Source organism: Pseudomonas sp. PDM15 (genome assembly GCF_014851565.1).
GTDB lineage: Bacteria > Pseudomonadota > Gammaproteobacteria > Pseudomonadales > Pseudomonadaceae > Aquipseudomonas.
This window is the reverse complement of the sequence record NZ_JACVAA010000008.1, coordinates 75,706-92,505: the sequence shown is the minus strand read 5'-3', so window position 1 is coordinate 92,505 and position 16,800 is coordinate 75,706. Positions and strand designations below refer to the sequence as shown.

Sequence of the window (16,800 nt, the reverse complement as noted above, 5' to 3'; positions counted from 1 at the left end):
AGAAACCAAGGACTCAGCCGCCGCACCGATGGATATTTCCCTGACCCATCGCCTGTCGTACAAGCAGGCCAGATTGACGGTGCTGGTAGCCTTCATCCTGGGTACCCTGCTGAGCCTGATCCAGGTCGGCCTGGATTATGCCAGCGAAGACGCCTCCATCGACCGGGAAATCCACTCCCTGCTGGAAATCAGCCACAATCCGGCGGCGCGCATCTCCTACAACATCGACGCCGAACTGGCCCAGGAGCTGGTGCTCGGCCTGCTGCGCTCACCGGCGGTGATGCGCGCCGAGATCATCGACAACAGCGGCCTGGTACTGGCCTCGGTGGATCGCCCCCCGGTACAGAGCCGCTACCGGGTGTTCAGCGACTTCATGTTCGGCGAGCGCCGCCACTTCGAAGATCCGCTGTTCGTCAGTCACGCCCCGGAAGAATCCCTCGGCATCCTGCGCCTGGAGGTGGACACCTACGCCTTCGGCAGCCACTTCCTGCGCCGCGCCCTGCTCACCCTGGTCACCGGCTTCGCCCGCAGCCTGTTGCTGTCGCTGATTCTGCTGGTGCTGTTCTACGCCATGCTGACTAAGCCGCTGGTAGGCGTGATCCGCGCCCTCAGCGACCGCGACCCACGCCGCGACTTCTCCCCCGTGCCCTGCCCGCCCGGCCATGAGCGCGACGAGGTCGGCACCCTGGTCGCGGTGACCAACCAGCAGCTGACCAATACTCACCAGGAGATCAGCCAGCGCCGCGAGGCCGAGGACCGCCTTACCCAATACCTGGCCGAGCTGGAAAACATCGTCTCGGCGCGCACCGCCGAACTCAAGGCGACCAACGCCCGCCTGACCCAGTCCAACCGCGAACTGGAGCAGGCCCGCAGCACCGCCCTGGAGATGGCCCAGGCCCGCGCCGCCTTCCTGGCCAACATGAGTCACGAGATCCGCACGCCGCTCAACGGCCTGCTGGGTATGCTCGCGCTGTCACTGGACGGTCCGCTGAACAGCGAGCAGCGCCAGCAGCTGTCGATAGCCCACGATTCAGGCAAGGTGCTGGTCGACCTGCTCAACGACATCCTCGACCTGTCCAAGTTCGAGGCCGGCCAACTGGAGCTGGAGTGCATCCCCTTCGATCTCGGCGCCCTGGTCGAGGAAACCGCCAGCCTGCTGTCGCAGAACGCCGGCCCGCACGTGGAGCTGACCTGCCTGATCGACCCGCAGCTGCCGGCCCTGGTTCTCGGCGATCCGACGCGGGTGCGCCAGGTGGTCAGCAACCTGCTGTCCAACGCCCTCAAGTTCACCCGCCAGGGCCGCGTCGACCTGCGCGTCGCCGCCAGCGCTGGCGGCGTGCGCATCCTGGTCAGCGATACCGGCATCGGCATTGCCGAAGACGCCCAGACCCGCATCTTCCAGCCATTCACCCAGGCCGGCGCCGGCATCGCCCGCCAGTTCGGCGGCACCGGCCTGGGCCTGGCTCTGACCCGACGCCTGTGCGAAGCCATGGACGGGCAGCTGACCCTGAACTCACAAGAGGGTGTCGGCAGCCAGTTCAGCGCGACCCTGCCGCTGCCGACTCATGCGCCCGCCGCGCGCTGGCCGGCGCTACCGGGGAAGGTCTTGGCCTTCTGCACGGCGGGCAGCGGCCTGGCGGAGCTGCTGGACAGCTGGTTGCCGGCCTGGGGGCTGAGCTATCGGCGCCTGGATGAAAGCGTCATCAGTGCCGAGCTGCAGGCCGATCTAGTGATCTGCGACGACCCCGGGCACCTGCCGCGCCTGCGCCAGCAGCTCGCCAGCCCGCTGCTGCTGGTCTCGGCCTACGGCACCTTCATCTCCGGCGAGCAGGCTGGCGCGCTGAGCCCCTTCGAGCAACTACCGCGCCCGCTGGCGCGCGCCGCGCTGTACCAGGCCCTGCAACGCCTGCTGACGCCGCATCAGGCGCAAGGTGTCGAGCCGACCGCCAACGCGCCGAGCCGCCCGCGCCAAGCCCGCGTGCTGCTGGTCGAGGACAATCAGGTGAACCAGATGGTGGCCAAGGGCATGCTCAGCAAGCTGGGTTGCGAGGTGGCCGTCACCGCCCACGGTGGCGAGGCCATTGCCTATCTGGAGAAGCACCCGGTGGACCTGGTGCTGATGGACTGCAACATGCCGGTGATGGACGGCTACGAGGCGACCCGGCGCATCCGCCAAAGCGGCCGCTGGCCGAGCCTGCCGATCATTGCCCTGACCGCCAACGCCCTGCCGGACGAGCGCGAGCGCTGCCAGGCAGCCGGCATGAACGACTACCTGGCCAAGCCCTTCCGTCGCGAAGACCTGGCCGCCCTGCTGGACAGCTGGCTGCCCGTCACGACCGCGTCGTAACCAGCGCCAGCAACTGCCCCAGGCTCTGCCGCATACCTTCCAGCTCACCCAGGTCGACGCCGTGCTCGCAGAGCAGCCGACTCTTCAGCGGCAACACCCGCTCACGCAACGCCAGCCCGGCCTCGCTCAGGGCCAGACGCAGCTCGCGCTCGTCGGCGCTGGAGCGGCTGCGCCGCACCAGGCCGAGCTGCTCCAATCGCTTGAGCAGCGGCGTCAGGGTGCCGGAGTCGAGCATCAGCCGCTCGCCCAGCGCCTTGACCGTGGCCTGCTCCGGCTGTGCCGCCTGCCACTCCCACAGCACCAGCATGGCCAGGTACTGCGGGTAGGTCAGGCCGAGCTCATCGAGCATCGGCTTGTAAGCGCGGATCACCGCCCGCGAGGCGGCGTAGAGCTTGAAGCACAGCTGGTTGTCCAGCAGCAGCTGCGCCTCGAGATCGTACGATGCCGTCATTTCAGCAGCGCTTCGATCTCGGCGGTCAGCTCTTCCGGCTTGGTGGTGGGGGCGAAACGCTTGATCTCGCTGCCATCGCCGCTGATCAGGAACTTGGTGAAGTTCCACTTGATGCCCTGACTGCCGAGCAGGCCCGGTGCGCGCTTCTTCAGCTGCACGTAGAGCGGGTGGGCGTCGCTGCCGTTGACGTCGATCTTCTTGAACAGCGGGAAGCTGACGCCGAAGTTCAACTCGCAGAACTCGGTGATGGCGCCCTCGTCACCCGGTTCCTGCTTGCCGAACTGGTTGCAGGGGAAGCCCAGCACCACCAGGCCCTTGTCCTTGTACTGCTGCCAGACGCTTTCCAGGCCCTTGTACTGCGGGGTGAAGCCGCATTTGCTGGCGGTGTTGACCACCAGCACAGCCTTGCCGCCGAAGTCCTTGAGGGTCTTCTGCTCGCCCTTGATGGTGGTGACGGGAATATCGAAAAGCTTGTCGCTCATGGTCTGCGGCTCCGTTGCGGATTAAAAGTGAGACGAATATAGCGAGCAATTAAATTGTGCACAATTTATATGCGACAAAATAAGGCCCGCTTGTCGGCGGGCCTTGCCTTGGCCGGGGAACCGGACCTTACCTGGGCACCAGCTTGAGCGATACCGAGTTGATGCAGTAGCGCAGACCGGTAGGCCGCGGGCCATCCGGGAATAGATGCCCCAGATGGGCGTCGCATTTGCCGCACTTGACCTCGATGCGGTGCATGCCGTGGCTGAAGTCCTCCTTCTCTGCGATCACCTTGTCACTTACCGGCTGGAAGTAGCTCGGCCAGCCACTACCGGAATCGTACTTGGCATCGGAGTCGAACAGCGCCTCGCCGCAGCAGGCGCAGTGGTAGATGCCAGGCACCTTGCTGTCGTGGTATTCGCCGGTGAAGGCACGCTCGGTGCCACCCAGACGGCAGACATGGAACTGGGCGTCGGAGAGCTCGTCGCGCCAGGCTTCCAGGGGTTTATCGATCTTTTCCATGGAGCACACCTCAGGGGCAGAAAAAAGCCCGACCTGTACCTTTTCCGGGCATCGGGCCGCACGTATCATGCGTCCCTCTTTGGACGCCAGTCTTTATGCCGCGTTACAGCCGGCAAGGACGAATTTTCCCTGCGCCGCCAGCAGCATCTTCACTTCGGGACACAGCATCATGCAGGTCAGCAAATCGAACAAGCTCGCCAACGTCTGCTACGACATCCGCGGGCCGGTGCTCAAGCACGCCAAACGCCTGGAAGAGGAAGGCCAACGCATCCTCAAGCTGAATATCGGCAACCCGGCGCCGTTCGGTTTCGAAGCCCCGGAGGAAATCCTCCAGGACGTGATCCGCAACCTGCCCACCGCGCAAGGCTACAGCGATTCCAAGGGTCTGTTCAGCGCGCGCAAGGCGGTGATGCAGTACTACCAGCAGAAGAACGTGGAAGGCGTCGGCATCGAGGACATCTACCTCGGCAACGGCGTGTCCGAGCTGATCGTGATGGCCATGCAGGCCCTGCTCAACAACGGTGACGAGGTGCTGATCCCGGCGCCCGACTACCCGCTGTGGACCGCGTCCGTGGCCCTGGCCGGCGGCAAGCCGGTGCACTACCTGTGCGACGAGCAGGCCGGCTGGTTCCCCGACCTGGCCGACATCAAGGCCAAGATCAGCAGCAACACCAAGGCCATCGTACTGATCAACCCGAACAATCCGACCGGCGCCGTGTACTCCAAGGAAGTGCTGGAAGGTATCGTCGAACTGGCGCGCCAGCACAACCTGGTGCTGTTCTCCGACGAGATCTACGACAAGATCCTGTATGACGACGCCCAGCACATCTGCACCGCCTCGCTGGCGCCGGACGTGCTGTGCCTGACCTTCAACGGCCTGTCCAAGTCCTACCGCGTGGCTGGCTTCCGCTCCGGCTGGGTGGCCATTTCCGGGCCCAAGCACAAGGCCACTAGCTACATCGAAGGCATCGACATCCTGGCCAACATGCGCCTGTGCGCCAACGTGCCGAGCCAGCATGCGATCCAGACCGCCCTCGGCGGCTACCAGAGCATCAACGACCTGGTGCTGCCGCAGGGCCGCCTGCTGGAGCAGCGCAACCGCACCTGGGAGCTGCTCAACGACATCCCCGGGGTCAGCTGCGTCAAGCCGATGGGCGCGCTGTACGCGTTCCCCAAGATCGACCCCAAGATCTGCCCGATCCACAACGACGAGAAGTTCGTCCTCGACCTGCTGCTCTCCGAGAAACTGCTGGTTGTCCAGGGTACGGCCTTCAACTGGCCGTGGCCGGACCACTTCCGCGTGGTTACCCTGCCGCGTGTGGATGACCTGGAAATGGCTATCGGCCGTATCGGCAACTTCCTCAAGTCCTACCGCCAGTAAGCTGCGAAGCCGTATGGACCTGCAGATTGACGAGTTCTACAAGGATGCCGCCAGCGGCATGCTAGCGCTCTACCAGGCCTTCCCGCGCAAGGTGGCGCTGTATGTGGAAGATCTGATCGGCCGCGAGGAACCCGACGAGTTCGGCCTGCCCAGCAAGCGTCACCAGGCTTGCCTGGGCGCCCTGTTGTGGCTGGCCGAGGAAGGCTATGTGCGCTTCGAGTCGACCATTGCCTATGACGCCCTGGACCAGGCGGTGCTGACCGAGAAGGGCTTTATGCGCCTTTCCCGCGGCATTCCCCATGCCCTGCCGGACGGCGACAGCCAGACCGCCAGCATGCGCCGGGTACGCGGCACCCTCGCCTGGCAGCTGCGCGAAGCACTCGGCCAGCACAACAGCGAGAAGGTCGCGCGACTCACCCGCCTGCTGTTCGAAAGCGCTCTGAATCAGGCCAGCGACATAGTTTGAAATAGAGCCTCGGTTGAAGACGGTGCGGGGCAACCTTATATAGCTCGCATACTTAGAACGTCTCTCGCCTGAGGAGAAGCTTCCTACCATGATGCGTATCGTGTTGTTCCTGGCCACCAACCTGGCAGTGCTGCTGATTGCCAGCGTTACCCTGAAACTGCTCGGGGTGGACCGATTCACCGGCCAGAACTACGGCAGCCTGCTGGTCTTCTGCGCCGTATTCGGCTTCGTCGGCTCCTTCATCTCGCTGTTCCTGTCCAAGTGGATGGCGAAGATGAGCACCGGCACCGAGATCATTACCCAGCCGCGCACCCGTCACGAACAGTGGCTGCTGCAGACCGTCGAGGAGCTGTCGCGCAACGCCGGCATCAAGATGCCGGAAGTTGGCATCTTTCCCGCCTACGAGTCCAACGCCTTCGCCACCGGCTGGAACAAGAACGACGCCCTGGTGGCCGTCAGCCAGGGCCTGCTGGAGCGCTTCTCGCCGGATGAGGTGAAAGCGGTGCTGGCCCACGAGATCGGCCACGTGGCCAACGGCGACATGGTCACCCTGGCCATGATCCAGGGCGTGGTGAACACCTTCGTGATGTTCTTCGCGCGCATCTTCGGCAACTTCGTCGACAAGGTGATCCTGAAGAACGAGGATGGCCCAGGTATCGGCTACTTCGTCGCCACCATCTTCGCCGAACTGGTACTGGGTATCCTGGCCAGTATCATCGTCATGTGGTTCTCCCGCCGCCGCGAGTTCAAGGCCGATGACGCCGGCGCCCGCCTGGCCGGTACCGGCGCCATGATCGCCGCACTGGAGCGCCTGCGCGCCGAACAGGGCGTGCCGGTGCAGATGCCCAGCAGCATGACCGCCTTCGGCATCAACGGCGGCCTGAAGAACGGCCTGGCCGGCCTGCTGATGACCCATCCGCCCCTGGAAGACCGCATCGAGGCCCTGCGCCGCCGCGGCTGACAGCTAGGCTGACGAAAAGGCGATCCGCGGATCGCCTTTTTTTATTGCCCGCGAAAAACCTCGAACCTTGGCCACCCGACACCAGTCGGAACCTGTAAGCCCAATGCCTGCGGGAGAAGCGCCATGGTTTATCACTGGGATCTCATCGAACGCCTGCTGCACGAAGCACAGAACTCGGCGGGCAAGTCCTTCGCCCCGCGTCACTACGCGGAAGAGCTGGCCGACGAACTGGGCCATGCCGGCGAGCAGGTGGAGAACCTCGACCATTTCCGCGCCGAGGCCGCTCGATACGAGTCGCTGCTAGTGGAGAACGGCTTCATCGTCACCCGCCCCGAGGAAGAAGGCGGCAACGGCGAGAACTTCGTGCTCACCCCCCGTGGCGCCCAGCTCCTGAGCATGCTCGACAGCAGCATCCCTGGCAGCGAACATCCCCGCGAGGTGCTTGACGCAGCCGGCGAAGCGGCGCTGACCCCCGAGGTGTTCGACGATATCGCGCCCAAGGCCAACCTCGAAACCGAATAGGCAGTCGGCGCAGCAGTTCGCTTATCAAGCGAGCTGGCTTGGGCGCATCGGCATGAGTGTCGCGCCGCCGGGCAAAGCAGCTTCTTCCGGCGGCGCGACTGTGGTTCTACGTCGTATCAGCTAGTCTGAAATGACAGATCCTGTTGCCATGTGCTGAGTGAGGATTGCCCGAGATGAATGCGGCCAACAGCTCGAAAGCCACCCCCTATTTGGTCATTGCGCTCGCGGCGACCTTCGCCGGGTTGATCTACACCTTCATCGCAATGAAGGGAGCGGCCGAAGAGCTGAACGATGTCGCGGACCGTCGCTACCGCTCCTACTTGCTGGCCGATGAGCTACGCCAGAGCTCGGACGACCTCACCCGCCTCGGACGCACCTACGTCGTCACCGGCAATCCGGAGTTCGAACGCGAATACCTGAGGATTCTCGATATTCGCAACGGCAAGGCCCCGCGCCCCCAGGACTACCACCGCATCTACTGGGACTTCGTGGCTGCCGGCCAGAGCCAGCCGCGCCCCAATGGGGAGACCATCTCGCTGCAGGACCTGATGGTCAAAGCCGGCTTCACCGATGCCGAGTTCGCCAAGCTCAAGGAAGCCCAAGCCAACTCCGACGGATTAGTGGAACTCGAGACCCGCGCCATGAATGCGGTCAAAGGACTGCCAGATGCCCAAGGCGACAGTCCGGCCGGCCAGCCCGACATGGAAGCTGCGCGCAACCTGGTGCACGGCAAGCAGTATCACGAGTTCAAGGCGCAGATCATGAAGCCGCTGGATGAGTTCTTCATGCTGGTCGAGCACCGCACCGAGACGGAAATGGCCGCGGCCGAGCAAGCGCTGGGCAATGCGCAGAACCTCTTCATTAGCATCCTCGTCCTGCTGATTGCAGAGATCGCGCTGCTCATCTTCCTCGGCCGCCAGCAGACTCTCGCACAGTTGGGCTCGAAGCCTCAGGTACTGGGCAACGTGCTCAACGAAATCGCCTCCGGCAATCTCGGCGTGCAGATCCCGCCCACTTCCCCCGACAGCGCGCTGGGACTTGTGGACATCATGAACCACAAGCTGAAAACCCTGATAGGCGCAGCATCGTCGACCAGTGAGCGCCTGTCTTCGGCGATCAATCAGGTCTCCCAGGTCATCGAGGACACCGCCCAGCGCGCCTCGCAGCAGAACGACATGACCGACCTGGTCGCCACTGCCGTGCACGAGATGGGGCTGACCGTACAAGAAATCGCCCGAAGCGCGGGCAACGCCGCCACCGCCTCGCAAAATGCCCAGGACGAGGCGAAACAGGCAAGCAAGGTCGTGGGCGAATCCACCGCTCATATCGAACGGATGGCCGACGACATCGGCGATGCCTCCAAAGCGGTAGGTGAACTGGCCGAGCAGGTCGCCTCTATCGATCAGGTACTGGCGGTCATACGCGGCATCTCCGAACAGACCAACCTGCTGGCGCTTAACGCGGCCATCGAAGCGGCCCGCGCGGGCGAGCTGGGTCGAGGCTTCGCGGTGGTGGCGGACGAGGTCCGGACGCTGGCCGGGCGTACCCAAGGCTCAACCGATGAGATCCAGCAGATGATCCAGCGCCTGAAGCAAGGCGCGGATGCGGCCGTCGGCTCCATGCAAGCCGGCTACGAAGCGACCCGCACAGGCGTGGAGGCCAGCCAGAGCACCAATCGCTCTCTGGGTGCGATTGCCGGACAGATCGAAAATATCAGCGACCTGAACCATCAGGTGGCTACCGCCACCGAACAGCAGTCATCGGTCACCGAAGAAATCAATCGCAACGTTCAGGGCATCGCCGACCTGGCCCATGCCACCACGCGAGAAGCGCAACGCTGCCAGGAAGATTGCCAGACACTGCGCCAACTATCGCAGGACCTGACGCGACAGATGGCCAGTTTCCGCTTGTGACCCCAAGATCGTGCGTGTTTCCGTCTAGCACCCGGGCAATCACGCGCCCGAATGATCAAACTAGCCAGCCGATCAATATCTCCTGAAAGTTATATTGGATATCGATAGGTTGGCCCGTCACCATGGCAGCATCACCCGGAGGAATCCTCGATGCTGCCCGCCCTGTTCATCTCTCACGGTTCCCCCATGCTCGCCCTCGAGCCCGGCGCCAGCGGCCCTGCCCTGGCCCGTCTGGCCGCCGAGTTGCCCCGGCCATGGGCAATTTTGGTGGTATCCGCGCATTGGGAAAGCAGCGAGCTGCTGATCGGCAGCTCGGCGCAACCTGCCACCTGGCACGACGTCGGCGGCTTCCCCGCCCCGCTCTACGCCGTGCAATATCCGGCGCCGGGCGCACCGGACATCGCCGAACAGGTGCAGCGCCTGCTGGCCGCCGCCGACCTGCCCAGCCGCCTCGACCCGCAGCGCCCGCTGGACCACGGCGCCTGGGTGCCGCTGTCGCTGATGTACCCGCAGGCCGATATCCCGGTGCTGCAGCTGTCACTGCCCAGCCATGCCGGCCCGGAGCTGCAGGTGCGGGTCGGCCACGCGCTTGCGGCGCTGCGCGAACAGGACGTGCTGCTGATCGGCTCGGGCAGCATCACCCACAACCTCGGCGAGCTGGACTGGCGTGCCGGGCCCGAGGTGATCGAACCCTGGGCCGGCGAATTCCGCGACTGGATGGTGGCCAAGCTGCAGGCCGGCGATCGCGCCGCCCTGCTCGACTATCGCCGTCAGGCGCCCCATGCACGGCGCAGCCACCCCAGCGACGAACACCTGTTGCCGCTGTACTTCGCCCTCAGCACTGGCAGCACCTTCCGCATCGAGCACAGCGGCTTCACCTATGGGGCACTGGGCATGGATATCTACAGCTTTTCCTGATATCCAGGCGTCGCAGCCAGTCGGCGACGACGCGATGCCACAATCCTCGACGAGGCCTCGCGACAACTCGGCTACTACGACGGCGGCAGCCTGAACCGGACATCCGCCGCTGGTTCGGCATCACCTCGAAGCAGGTGCGCCAGCGCCTACTGGCGGAGGCATAGGTCCCCACATAACAACAAGGAAGTCACCATGCTCATCAAACTGCTCGCCAGGCTCCTGGTCACCGTCGGCATCTTCTTCTATGCGGTGGTGGTGCCGATCTTCGAAATCAACGCCAGCCACGTGTTCAACCCGGCCTGGGAAGCCCACGCCCGCCTGCACGAGGTCTGGCAGCTCGCCACCAACTGCGCGCTCGGCGCCTTCAGCCTGTGGCTGGTCTGGTGGAGGGGCGAGACCCGCCTGAGCAGCCTGCTGACCCTGATCGTCACCGGCGGTTTCCTTATCGCCTATGCACTGCGCGACAGCTACGGCGGCTCCATGGTGTTGTCCGACGGCTCGGAGAAGCTGATCCTCGGCATCAACCTCGGCCTGTTCGCCTACAGCCTGGCCATCGCCCTGGCTGCCATTGCGGTGCTGCTCGACAGGCGCCACACGAAACCCTGAGCCAGAAACGAAAAAGCCCCGCATGAGCGGGGCTTCTTGGTAGCGCGGCGGCTATCAGTCTTCGCGGTAGCGACGCAGCTTGAGGGCCTTGCCGGCGACGCGGGTGTCCTTGAGCTTGCTCAGCAGGCGCTCGAGGCCGTCTTCCGGCAGCTCGATCAGGCTGAAGGTCTCGCGGATCTGGATGCGGCCGATGGCGTCGCGCTGCAGGCCGCCCTCGTTGAGGATGGCGCCCAGCAGGTTCTTCGCGGCGATACCGTCACGCGCGCCTAGGGCGGTGCGGCAGCGGGCCTTGCCTTCGCTCGGCGCAGCCATCGGGCGGCGCTCGCGGACTTCGCCACGGTCACCACGGTCGTAGGAACGCTCGGGGCGGTCGCCGTCACGCTCGCGGCGCTCGCGCGGGGCACCGACGCTTGGCACCAGCGGTTGCTCGCGCTCGACGCTGGCCAGGTCCAGGGCCTGCCCACCGGTAGCCTTCTTCAGCAGGGCCGCGGCCAGGGCGCGCGGGCTGCAGCCGATGTCGGAGATCAGGCGGTCCAGCAGGGCACCGTGGCTGGCTTCGGCATCGGCGGTCAGCGGAGTGAGGCTGGTGGTCAGCTTCTTGATGCGGGCGTCCAGCACCTGCTGCGGGTTGGGCAGCTTGACCTCGCCGACCTTCTGCCCGGTGACGCGCTCGATCACCTGCAGCATGCGGCGCTCACGCGGCGTCACCAGCAGCAGAGCACGGCCATCGCGACCGGCACGGCCGGTACGACCGATACGGTGCACGTAGGACTCCGGGTCGTACGGCATGTCGACGTTGAGCACGTGGGTGATGCGCGGCACGTCGATACCACGGGCGGCCACGTCGGTGGCGACGACGATGTCCAGGCGGCCGTCTTTCAGCGATTCGATCACGCGCTCACGCTGGTTCTGGGCGATGTCGCCGTTCAGCGCGGCGGCCTTGTAGCCTTTGGCTTCCAGGGCGCTGGCCAGGTCCAGCGTGGCCTGCTTGGTACGCACGAAGGCGATCAGGGCGTCGAAGTCTTCGACTTCCAGCAGGCGGGTCACGGCGTTGATCTTCTGATCGGCGTGGATCATCAGATGCGCCTGCTCGATGCGCGACACGGTCTGGGTCTTGGCCGCGATCTTGACGTGCTTGGGCTCGCGCAGGTGCTTCTCGGCGATCTCACGGATCGAGTGCGGCAGGGTGGCGGAAAACAGCACGCTCTGGCGGGTGGCCGGCATGGCCTGGAAGATCACTTCCAGGTCGTCCATAAAGCCGAGCTTGAGCATCTCGTCGGCTTCGTCCAGCACCAGGTGGCGGATGGTCGACAGCAGCTGGTCGTTGCGGCTCAGGTGGTCGACCAGGCGGCCCGGGGTGGCCACGATGATCTGTGCGCCCATGCGCAGTGACTTCAGCTGCGGGCCCATGGGCGCGCCGCCGTAGACAGCCACGACGCTCACGCCGGGCATCTGCTTGGAATAGGTTTCGAAGGCGGTGGCCACCTGCAGGGCCAACTCGCGGGTCGGCGCCAGGATCAGGGCCTGGGGCTCGCGCTTGGCCGGGTCGATCTTGGACAGGATCGGCAGGGCGAAGGCGGCGGTCTTGCCGGTACCGGTCTGCGCCTGGCCGATCATGTCGTGGCCAGCCAGGATCATCGGGATCGCCTGGGCTTGAATGGGGGACGGCTCTTCGTAACCGACTGCGGTCAGCGCAGCGAGAATGGAAGGATGAAGGCCGAGATCGGCAAAGGTGCCGGTTTCCTGAGTCATGGGTCTGCCTCTATGTGCATCCGCAAAAACCCAGGAACAAAGGCTGCGCGCGCCGTGAAGGACCTTGTGGGTCACCCTGGCAGCCAATCAGCGGGTAGTTGCGAAAACGTGATGAATGAAACGTCAAGGGTAGTCCGCATGGCGGACCAGCAGCGAAGCCGTGCTTCGTGAATTGACGAGGCCGGTTTTGGCCGGGCGCGAATCATACAGGAAAAGCCGAGCCGTTGGGCAGGTTTTTTGCTAGGGGCGAACAGCGGGGGGTGGCGAGGTGCCTCAGGGCCTCTCACCCATGCGGCCACCAAGAGAGAGGGATGACGTCACTGCGTAGCCCGAGTGCCATCCGGGGCGGAGTTTCCCGGATTGCACTCGGGCTACGGGATCTCTCAACTCGCCGGGCGCAGCACATCCAGCAGCGGCTGCAGCGAGTAGCCCAGCCGTGGGGCGAGTGTCTCGGCGCGAGCCTTGAGGCCGTCGAGGTCGAGCGACTGATCGAGATCGGCCGGCACCAGCAAGGTGACGTTGCCTTCCTTGACCGGAATCTCCCAGTAGTGACGATGGTACAGGCCGCGCAGCAAGGCGGCGCCGAGCGGGCGGCCATCGTCGGTGCCCCACTGGTTGATCACCAGCCAGCCACCTGGGTTGAGGCGCTTCTGGCAGTTCTCCAGGAAGCGCCAGGCCAGGTGGCCAGGTGCCGGCCCGGTATCGGTATAGAGGTCGACGAAGATCAGGTCGGCGGACTCGGCGCTGTCCAGCAGCTCCAGCGCGTCGCCGATCCGCATGGTCAGGCGCGGATCATCGGCCAGCCCCAGATACTGCATGGCCAGACGCGGCACGTCGGGGCGCAGCTCGATGACTTCGACGTCGTCCAGCGCCAGGAACTTCAGGCAGGCCTGGGTCAGGGTGCCGCCACCCAGGCCGAGGAACAGCGCCGACTCCGGTGCTTCATGGCACAACGCGCCGATCAGCATGGCGCGGGTGTAGTCGTACTCCAGCCAGGCCGGGTCGCGGGTATAGGTACAGCTCTGCTCGATGGCCTCGCCGAATTCGAGGAAGCGGTAGTCGCCTATCTCCAGCACGCGGATCACGCCCCAGGCATCGCGCACTTCCTCCAGAAGGATTTCCTCGTGATCCAGATTCATCCCTCCAGCCCCTGGCGGAACTGCCCCGGCGTGGTGCCGCTCCAGCGGCGGAAAGCCTTGGCGAAGGCGCTCTCGTCGGAGAAGCCGAGCCGCTCCGCCACCTCGACCAGGCGCGGCGACTCGCGCAGCAGCTGTTCGGCCATCTGGTGCAGCACCTGGTCGCGCAGCAGCTTGAAGCTGGTGCCCTCCTCGGCCAGCTTGCGGTTCAGATGGCGGCCGCTCAGTTCCAGCTGCTCGGCGATGCGTTCCTTGCCCCAGCGCGGCTGCGCACGCAGCTGCTGTTGCACACGCACCGCCAGGCTTTGCTGGCCGAGGCGTTCGAGCAGGCTGTTGGCTAGACCGCACAGGTGCTCGCGCATCGGCGCATTGGCCTGGATCAGCGGCACGGCCAGGTCGGCGCGATCGAACAGCAGGCCGTTCTCGCCGGCGGCGAACTGCAGCGGGCAGCCAAGCAGCTCGATGTAGCGCGCCTCGGCCGCGCGCGCCGCATGCTCGAAGCGCAGCTGCAGCGGCTGGATACGCTCGCCGGTGATCCAGCGCGACATGTGCACCAGGCTGCCCAGCACCGCCTCCACCCGCTCCTCGCGGCGCGTCTGGTAGTGCGCCTGGTAGGCCAAGCACAGCTGGTCACCCTCGTCACGCAGGGCGAACTCGCCGCCCTCGCCGACGATGGGGTAGTACTCCAGCAGCGCCTCCAGCGCCTCGCCCAGGGTCTCGCAGCTCATCAGCAGCGCGCCGACCATGTCCAGGTGGCCGACCTGCAGGGCATTGCCCAGGCGCAGGCCGATCAGCGGGTCCTGGGCGGCGGCGCAGAAGGCCTCCCACAGGGCGTCCTGGCGAGCCAGGGGAATGCGCGCGTCCTGGCCCAGCTGGCGCAGTTCGGCAGGCAGCGGCAGGGCCAGGCGCTCGGCAGCCTGGAGGATGGCCTGGGCGTAATGGACGGTGACCGAAGGGGTGCTGCTCATGGAGTCCTGAATTAACCGGAAGAGGTCCTGATTGAGCCGTTACGGCGTGCAGAGGGCTGCATATGCTTGCGGAACATAACCAGAAAGACAAACCTTGCATGCATGCCATCATCGGAGCCGGCCCCATGGGGCTGGCTGCTGCACGCCAGTTGCAGCGCCATGGTATCCCCTTCGTCGGCTTCGAGCTGCATTCCGATGTCGGTGGTCTGTGGGATATCGCCAACCCGCACAGCACCATGTACCAGTCCGCGCACCTGATCTCCTCGAAAGGCACCACCGCCTTCGACGAATTCCCCATGCCGGACACAGTGCCGCCCTACCCGCACCATAGCCAGATCGGCCAGTACTTTCGCGACTATGCCGAGCACTTCGGCCTGCGCCAGCACTATCAGTTCTCCACCCGCGTGGTGCGCCTGGAGCGACTGTGCCAGGGCTGGCGCCTGGTCAGCGAGCACAATGGAACCCAGCGCGAGTGGCAGTTCGAGGGCGTGCTGATCGCCAACGGCACTCTGCACACGCCCAACCAGCCGGCGCTGCCCGGCCAGTTCGACGGCGAGCTGCTGCACGCCTCGGCCTACAAGAACGCCGAGATCTTCGCGGACAAGCGCGTGCTGGTGATCGGCTGCGGCAACTCGGCCTGCGATATCGCGGTGGACGCCGTGCACCGGGCCAAGTCGGTGGACCTGTCGGTGCGCCGCGGCTACCACTTCCTGCCCAAGTTCATCCTCGGCAAGCCCACCGACACCTTCGGCGGTGCGATCAAGCTGCCGCGCCGACTCAAGCAGCTGGTCGACGGCCTGCTGGTGCGTGCCCTGCTTGGCAAGCCGTCGCAGTACGGCCTGCCCGACCCGAACTACCGCCTGTACGAGTCGCACCCGGTGATGAACTCGCTGGTGCTGCACCATATCGGCCATGGTGATATCCAGCCACGCGGCGATATTCGCGCGGTGGACGGCAAGCGGGTGACCTTCGCCTATGGCGTCGAGGCCGAGTACGACCTGATCCTGCAGGCCACCGGCTACAAGCTCGACTACCCCTTTATCGACCGCGCCGAGCTGAACTGGCCCCAGGGCGCCGACGCCCCGCAGCTCTACCTCAACGTGTTCCACCCGCTGCATGACGACCTGTTCATGCTCGGCATGATCGAGGCCTCGGGCCTGGGCTGGCAGGGCCGCGCCGAGCAGGCCGAGCTGGTGGCACTGGTGATCGCCCAGCAGCAGCGCAACAGTGCCTCGGCCAAGCGCTTCCGCGACATCGTGCTGGAGCGCGCCGGCCAGCGCCTGGACGGCGGCTTCGCCTATCTCAAGCTGCCGCGCATGGCCTACTACGTACACAAGGACAGCTACCGCGCCGCGCTCAAGGCGCATATCGCCGAACTGCGCCGCGACCTCACCACCACCCCGACCGAGGAGCGGCTCGATGTCCAGCGTCAATCTTGAGTTCTCGCCCATGGCGATGATCGCCCTCAACGCCATCATCGCGCTGATGATGTTCGGCGTGTCCCTGGAGCTGCGCGCCGGCGACTTCAGCCGCATCCTGCGTTCGCCCAAGGCGCCGGTGATCGGCATGCTGGTGCAGTTCCTGCTGCTGCCGGCGGCCACCTGCGGCCTGACCCTGCTGTTGCCGATCGAGCCGGAACTGGCCCTGGGCATGATCCTGGTCGCCACCTGCCCCAGCGGCACCTTCTCCAACATCATGACCTGGCTGGCGCGCGGTAACGTCGCCGTGTCGGCCAGCGTCACCGCGGTGTCCAGCCTGACCGCCGGCATCTTCACCCCGCTCAACTTCGCCCTGTACGCCGGGCTCAACCCCAACACCCGCGCCCTGCTCACCGAGATCCATGTCGACCCCATGGAACTGCTGGCCATGGTGGTGCTGGTGCTGATCCTGCCGATGCTCGCCGGCATGGCCCTGGGCAAGCGCCGCCCGCAGCTGGCACGGCGGCTGGAGAAACCGCTGCGGCACTTCTCCCTGCTGGTGCTGCTGGCCTTCGTCGGTGGCGCCTTCGTGAAGAACTTCGACCAGTTCATCGAGCACTTCCACCTGTTCTTCTGGCTGGTGGTGACGCTCAATGCCATGGCCCTGGTGCTCGGCTACCTGTGCGCCCGCCTATGGCGCCTGGGCGATGCCGACGTGCGCGCGGTGACCCTGGAGAGCGGCATCCACAACTCGGCCCTGGGCATGGCGCTTATCTTCACCTTCTTCCCGCAGTCCGGCGGCATGCTGCTGATCGCCGCGTTCTGGGGTTGCTGGCAGCTGCTCGCCGGCCTGGTCCTCGCCCTGCTCTGGGGCCGGCGCGCGCCCAGAAGCCTGGAAACACAGAGTGGGAGCGGCCTTGGCCGCGATTACCAGCCATGACACTGCATCGCGGCCAAGG

At 65.4% G+C, this 16,800-nt stretch carries 15 protein-coding genes and 1 pseudogene; 10 read left to right on the top strand and 6 right to left on the bottom strand.

The window, feature by feature from the left end:
• The first annotated feature begins 28 nt into the window (after positions 1 to 28).
• Positions 29 to 2,347: a response regulator gene (locus IB232_RS20455; protein ID WP_192400407.1), complete on the top strand. Its 2,319-nt coding sequence runs from the start codon at positions 29 to 31 to the stop codon at positions 2,345 to 2,347.
• Here IB232_RS20455 and IB232_RS20450 read toward each other — a convergent pair.
• The 3 genes from IB232_RS20450 to msrB form a co-directional block, all read right to left on the bottom strand.
• Positions 2,331 to 2,798: a MarR family winged helix-turn-helix transcriptional regulator gene (locus tag IB232_RS20450; RefSeq protein WP_192400406.1), complete on the bottom strand. Its 468-nt coding sequence runs from the start codon at positions 2,796 to 2,798 to the stop codon at positions 2,331 to 2,333. The two genes, IB232_RS20455 and IB232_RS20450, sit on opposite strands and share 17 nt — an antisense overlap.
• Positions 2,795 to 3,280: a glutathione peroxidase gene (locus IB232_RS20445; RefSeq protein WP_192400405.1), complete on the bottom strand. Its 486-nt coding sequence runs from the start codon at positions 3,278 to 3,280 to the stop codon at positions 2,795 to 2,797. The genes IB232_RS20450 and IB232_RS20445 overlap by 4 nt, the downstream gene beginning before the upstream one ends.
• Positions 3,281 to 3,407: 127 nt before the next feature.
• Entirely contained in the window at positions 3,408 to 3,800 is a 393-nt protein-coding gene (msrB, locus tag IB232_RS20440; RefSeq protein WP_192400404.1) for a peptide-methionine (R)-S-oxide reductase MsrB, read from the bottom strand.
• 169 nt (positions 3,801 to 3,969) lie between these two features.
• Here msrB and IB232_RS20435 point away from each other — a divergent pair, with 169 nt between their 5' ends.
• From IB232_RS20435 to IB232_RS20405, 7 genes are all read left to right on the top strand, one after another.
• On the top strand, positions 3,970 to 5,181 hold the full coding sequence (locus tag IB232_RS20435) for a pyridoxal phosphate-dependent aminotransferase (RefSeq protein WP_192400403.1): 1,212 nt from the start codon (positions 3,970 to 3,972) through the stop codon (positions 5,179 to 5,181).
• 13 nt (positions 5,182 to 5,194) lie between these two features.
• The gene (locus tag IB232_RS20430) at positions 5,195 to 5,647 is read left to right on the top strand and encodes a hypothetical protein (protein WP_192400402.1); all 453 of its coding nucleotides are present in this window, start codon (positions 5,195 to 5,197) and stop codon (positions 5,645 to 5,647) included.
• 88 nt (positions 5,648 to 5,735) lie between these two features.
• Entirely contained in the window at positions 5,736 to 6,608 is an 873-nt protein-coding gene (gene htpX / locus IB232_RS20425; RefSeq protein ID WP_192400401.1) for a protease HtpX, read from the top strand.
• Positions 6,609 to 6,731: 123 nt separating this feature from the next.
• Positions 6,732 to 7,130 (top strand): transcriptional regulator, encoded by a 399-nt coding sequence (locus IB232_RS20420; protein ID WP_192400400.1) that lies wholly within the window; start codon positions 6,732 to 6,734, stop codon positions 7,128 to 7,130.
• 173 nt (positions 7,131 to 7,303) lie between these two features.
• On the top strand, positions 7,304 to 9,043 hold the full coding sequence (locus IB232_RS23785; RefSeq protein WP_192400399.1) for a methyl-accepting chemotaxis protein: 1,740 nt from the start codon (positions 7,304 to 7,306) through the stop codon (positions 9,041 to 9,043).
• Between the two features lie 150 nt (positions 9,044 to 9,193).
• Positions 9,194 to 9,961: a DODA-type extradiol aromatic ring-opening family dioxygenase gene (locus IB232_RS20410; protein ID WP_192400398.1), complete on the top strand. Its 768-nt coding sequence runs from the start codon at positions 9,194 to 9,196 to the stop codon at positions 9,959 to 9,961.
• Positions 9,962 to 10,153: 192 nt separating this feature from the next.
• Positions 10,154 to 10,567 (top strand): hypothetical protein, encoded by a 414-nt coding sequence (locus IB232_RS20405; protein WP_225592453.1) that lies wholly within the window; start codon positions 10,154 to 10,156, stop codon positions 10,565 to 10,567.
• A gap of 54 nt (positions 10,568 to 10,621) precedes the next feature.
• Here the strand turns inward: IB232_RS20405 and IB232_RS20400 are convergent.
• The 3 genes and pseudogenes from IB232_RS20400 to IB232_RS20390 form a co-directional block, all read right to left on the bottom strand.
• Positions 10,622 to 12,353 (bottom strand): annotated as a pseudogene (locus IB232_RS20400) (DEAD/DEAH box helicase).
• A gap of 349 nt (positions 12,354 to 12,702) precedes the next feature.
• The gene (locus tag IB232_RS20395) at positions 12,703 to 13,458 is read right to left on the bottom strand and encodes a spermidine synthase (RefSeq protein ID WP_192400396.1); all 756 of its coding nucleotides are present in this window, start codon (positions 13,456 to 13,458) and stop codon (positions 12,703 to 12,705) included.
• Entirely contained in the window at positions 13,455 to 14,423 is a 969-nt protein-coding gene (locus tag IB232_RS20390) for an AraC family transcriptional regulator (protein WP_192400395.1), read from the bottom strand. Before IB232_RS20390 ends, IB232_RS20395 begins: the two co-directional genes overlap by 4 nt.
• A 98-nt stretch (positions 14,424 to 14,521) precedes the next feature.
• Here IB232_RS20390 and IB232_RS20385 point away from each other — a divergent pair, with 98 nt between their 5' ends.
• The gene (locus tag IB232_RS20385; protein ID WP_192400394.1) at positions 14,522 to 15,862 is read left to right on the top strand and encodes a flavin-containing monooxygenase; all 1,341 of its coding nucleotides are present in this window, start codon (positions 14,522 to 14,524) and stop codon (positions 15,860 to 15,862) included.
• Positions 15,843 to 16,781, top strand: coding sequence for a bile acid:sodium symporter family protein (locus IB232_RS20380; RefSeq protein ID WP_192400393.1), 939 nt, complete (start codon positions 15,843 to 15,845; stop codon positions 16,779 to 16,781). The genes IB232_RS20385 and IB232_RS20380 overlap by 20 nt, the downstream gene beginning before the upstream one ends.
• The last annotated feature ends 19 nt before the right edge of the window (positions 16,782 to 16,800 follow it).

Coding starts and splice junctions, on each gene's coding strand:
- IB232_RS20450 (WP_192400406.1), bottom strand. CDS start 2,798: ATGACGGCATCGTACGATCTCGAGGCGCAGCTGCTGCTGGACAACCAG.
- IB232_RS20445 (WP_192400405.1), bottom strand. CDS start 3,280: ATGAGCGACAAGCTTTTCGATATTCCCGTCACCACCATCAAGGGCGAG.
- IB232_RS20380 (WP_192400393.1), top strand. CDS start 15,843: ATGTCCAGCGTCAATCTTGAGTTCTCGCCCATGGCGATGATCGCCCTC.
- IB232_RS20405 (WP_225592453.1), top strand. CDS start 10,154: ATGCTCATCAAACTGCTCGCCAGGCTCCTGGTCACCGTCGGCATCTTC.
- IB232_RS20430 (WP_192400402.1), top strand. CDS start 5,195: ATGGACCTGCAGATTGACGAGTTCTACAAGGATGCCGCCAGCGGCATG.
- IB232_RS20420 (WP_192400400.1), top strand. CDS start 6,732: ATGGTTTATCACTGGGATCTCATCGAACGCCTGCTGCACGAAGCACAG.
- IB232_RS20410 (WP_192400398.1), top strand. CDS start 9,194: ATGCTGCCCGCCCTGTTCATCTCTCACGGTTCCCCCATGCTCGCCCTC.
- IB232_RS20395 (WP_192400396.1), bottom strand. CDS start 13,458: ATGAATCTGGATCACGAGGAAATCCTTCTGGAGGAAGTGCGCGATGCC.
- IB232_RS20390 (WP_192400395.1), bottom strand. CDS start 14,423: ATGAGCAGCACCCCTTCGGTCACCGTCCATTACGCCCAGGCCATCCTC.
- IB232_RS20435 (WP_192400403.1), top strand. CDS start 3,970: ATGCAGGTCAGCAAATCGAACAAGCTCGCCAACGTCTGCTACGACATC.
- msrB (WP_192400404.1), bottom strand. CDS start 3,800: ATGGAAAAGATCGATAAACCCCTGGAAGCCTGGCGCGACGAGCTCTCC.
- htpX (WP_192400401.1), top strand. CDS start 5,736: ATGATGCGTATCGTGTTGTTCCTGGCCACCAACCTGGCAGTGCTGCTG.
- IB232_RS23785 (WP_192400399.1), top strand. CDS start 7,304: ATGAATGCGGCCAACAGCTCGAAAGCCACCCCCTATTTGGTCATTGCG.
- IB232_RS20455 (WP_192400407.1), top strand. CDS start 29: ATGGATATTTCCCTGACCCATCGCCTGTCGTACAAGCAGGCCAGATTG.
- IB232_RS20385 (WP_192400394.1), top strand. CDS start 14,522: ATGCATGCCATCATCGGAGCCGGCCCCATGGGGCTGGCTGCTGCACGC.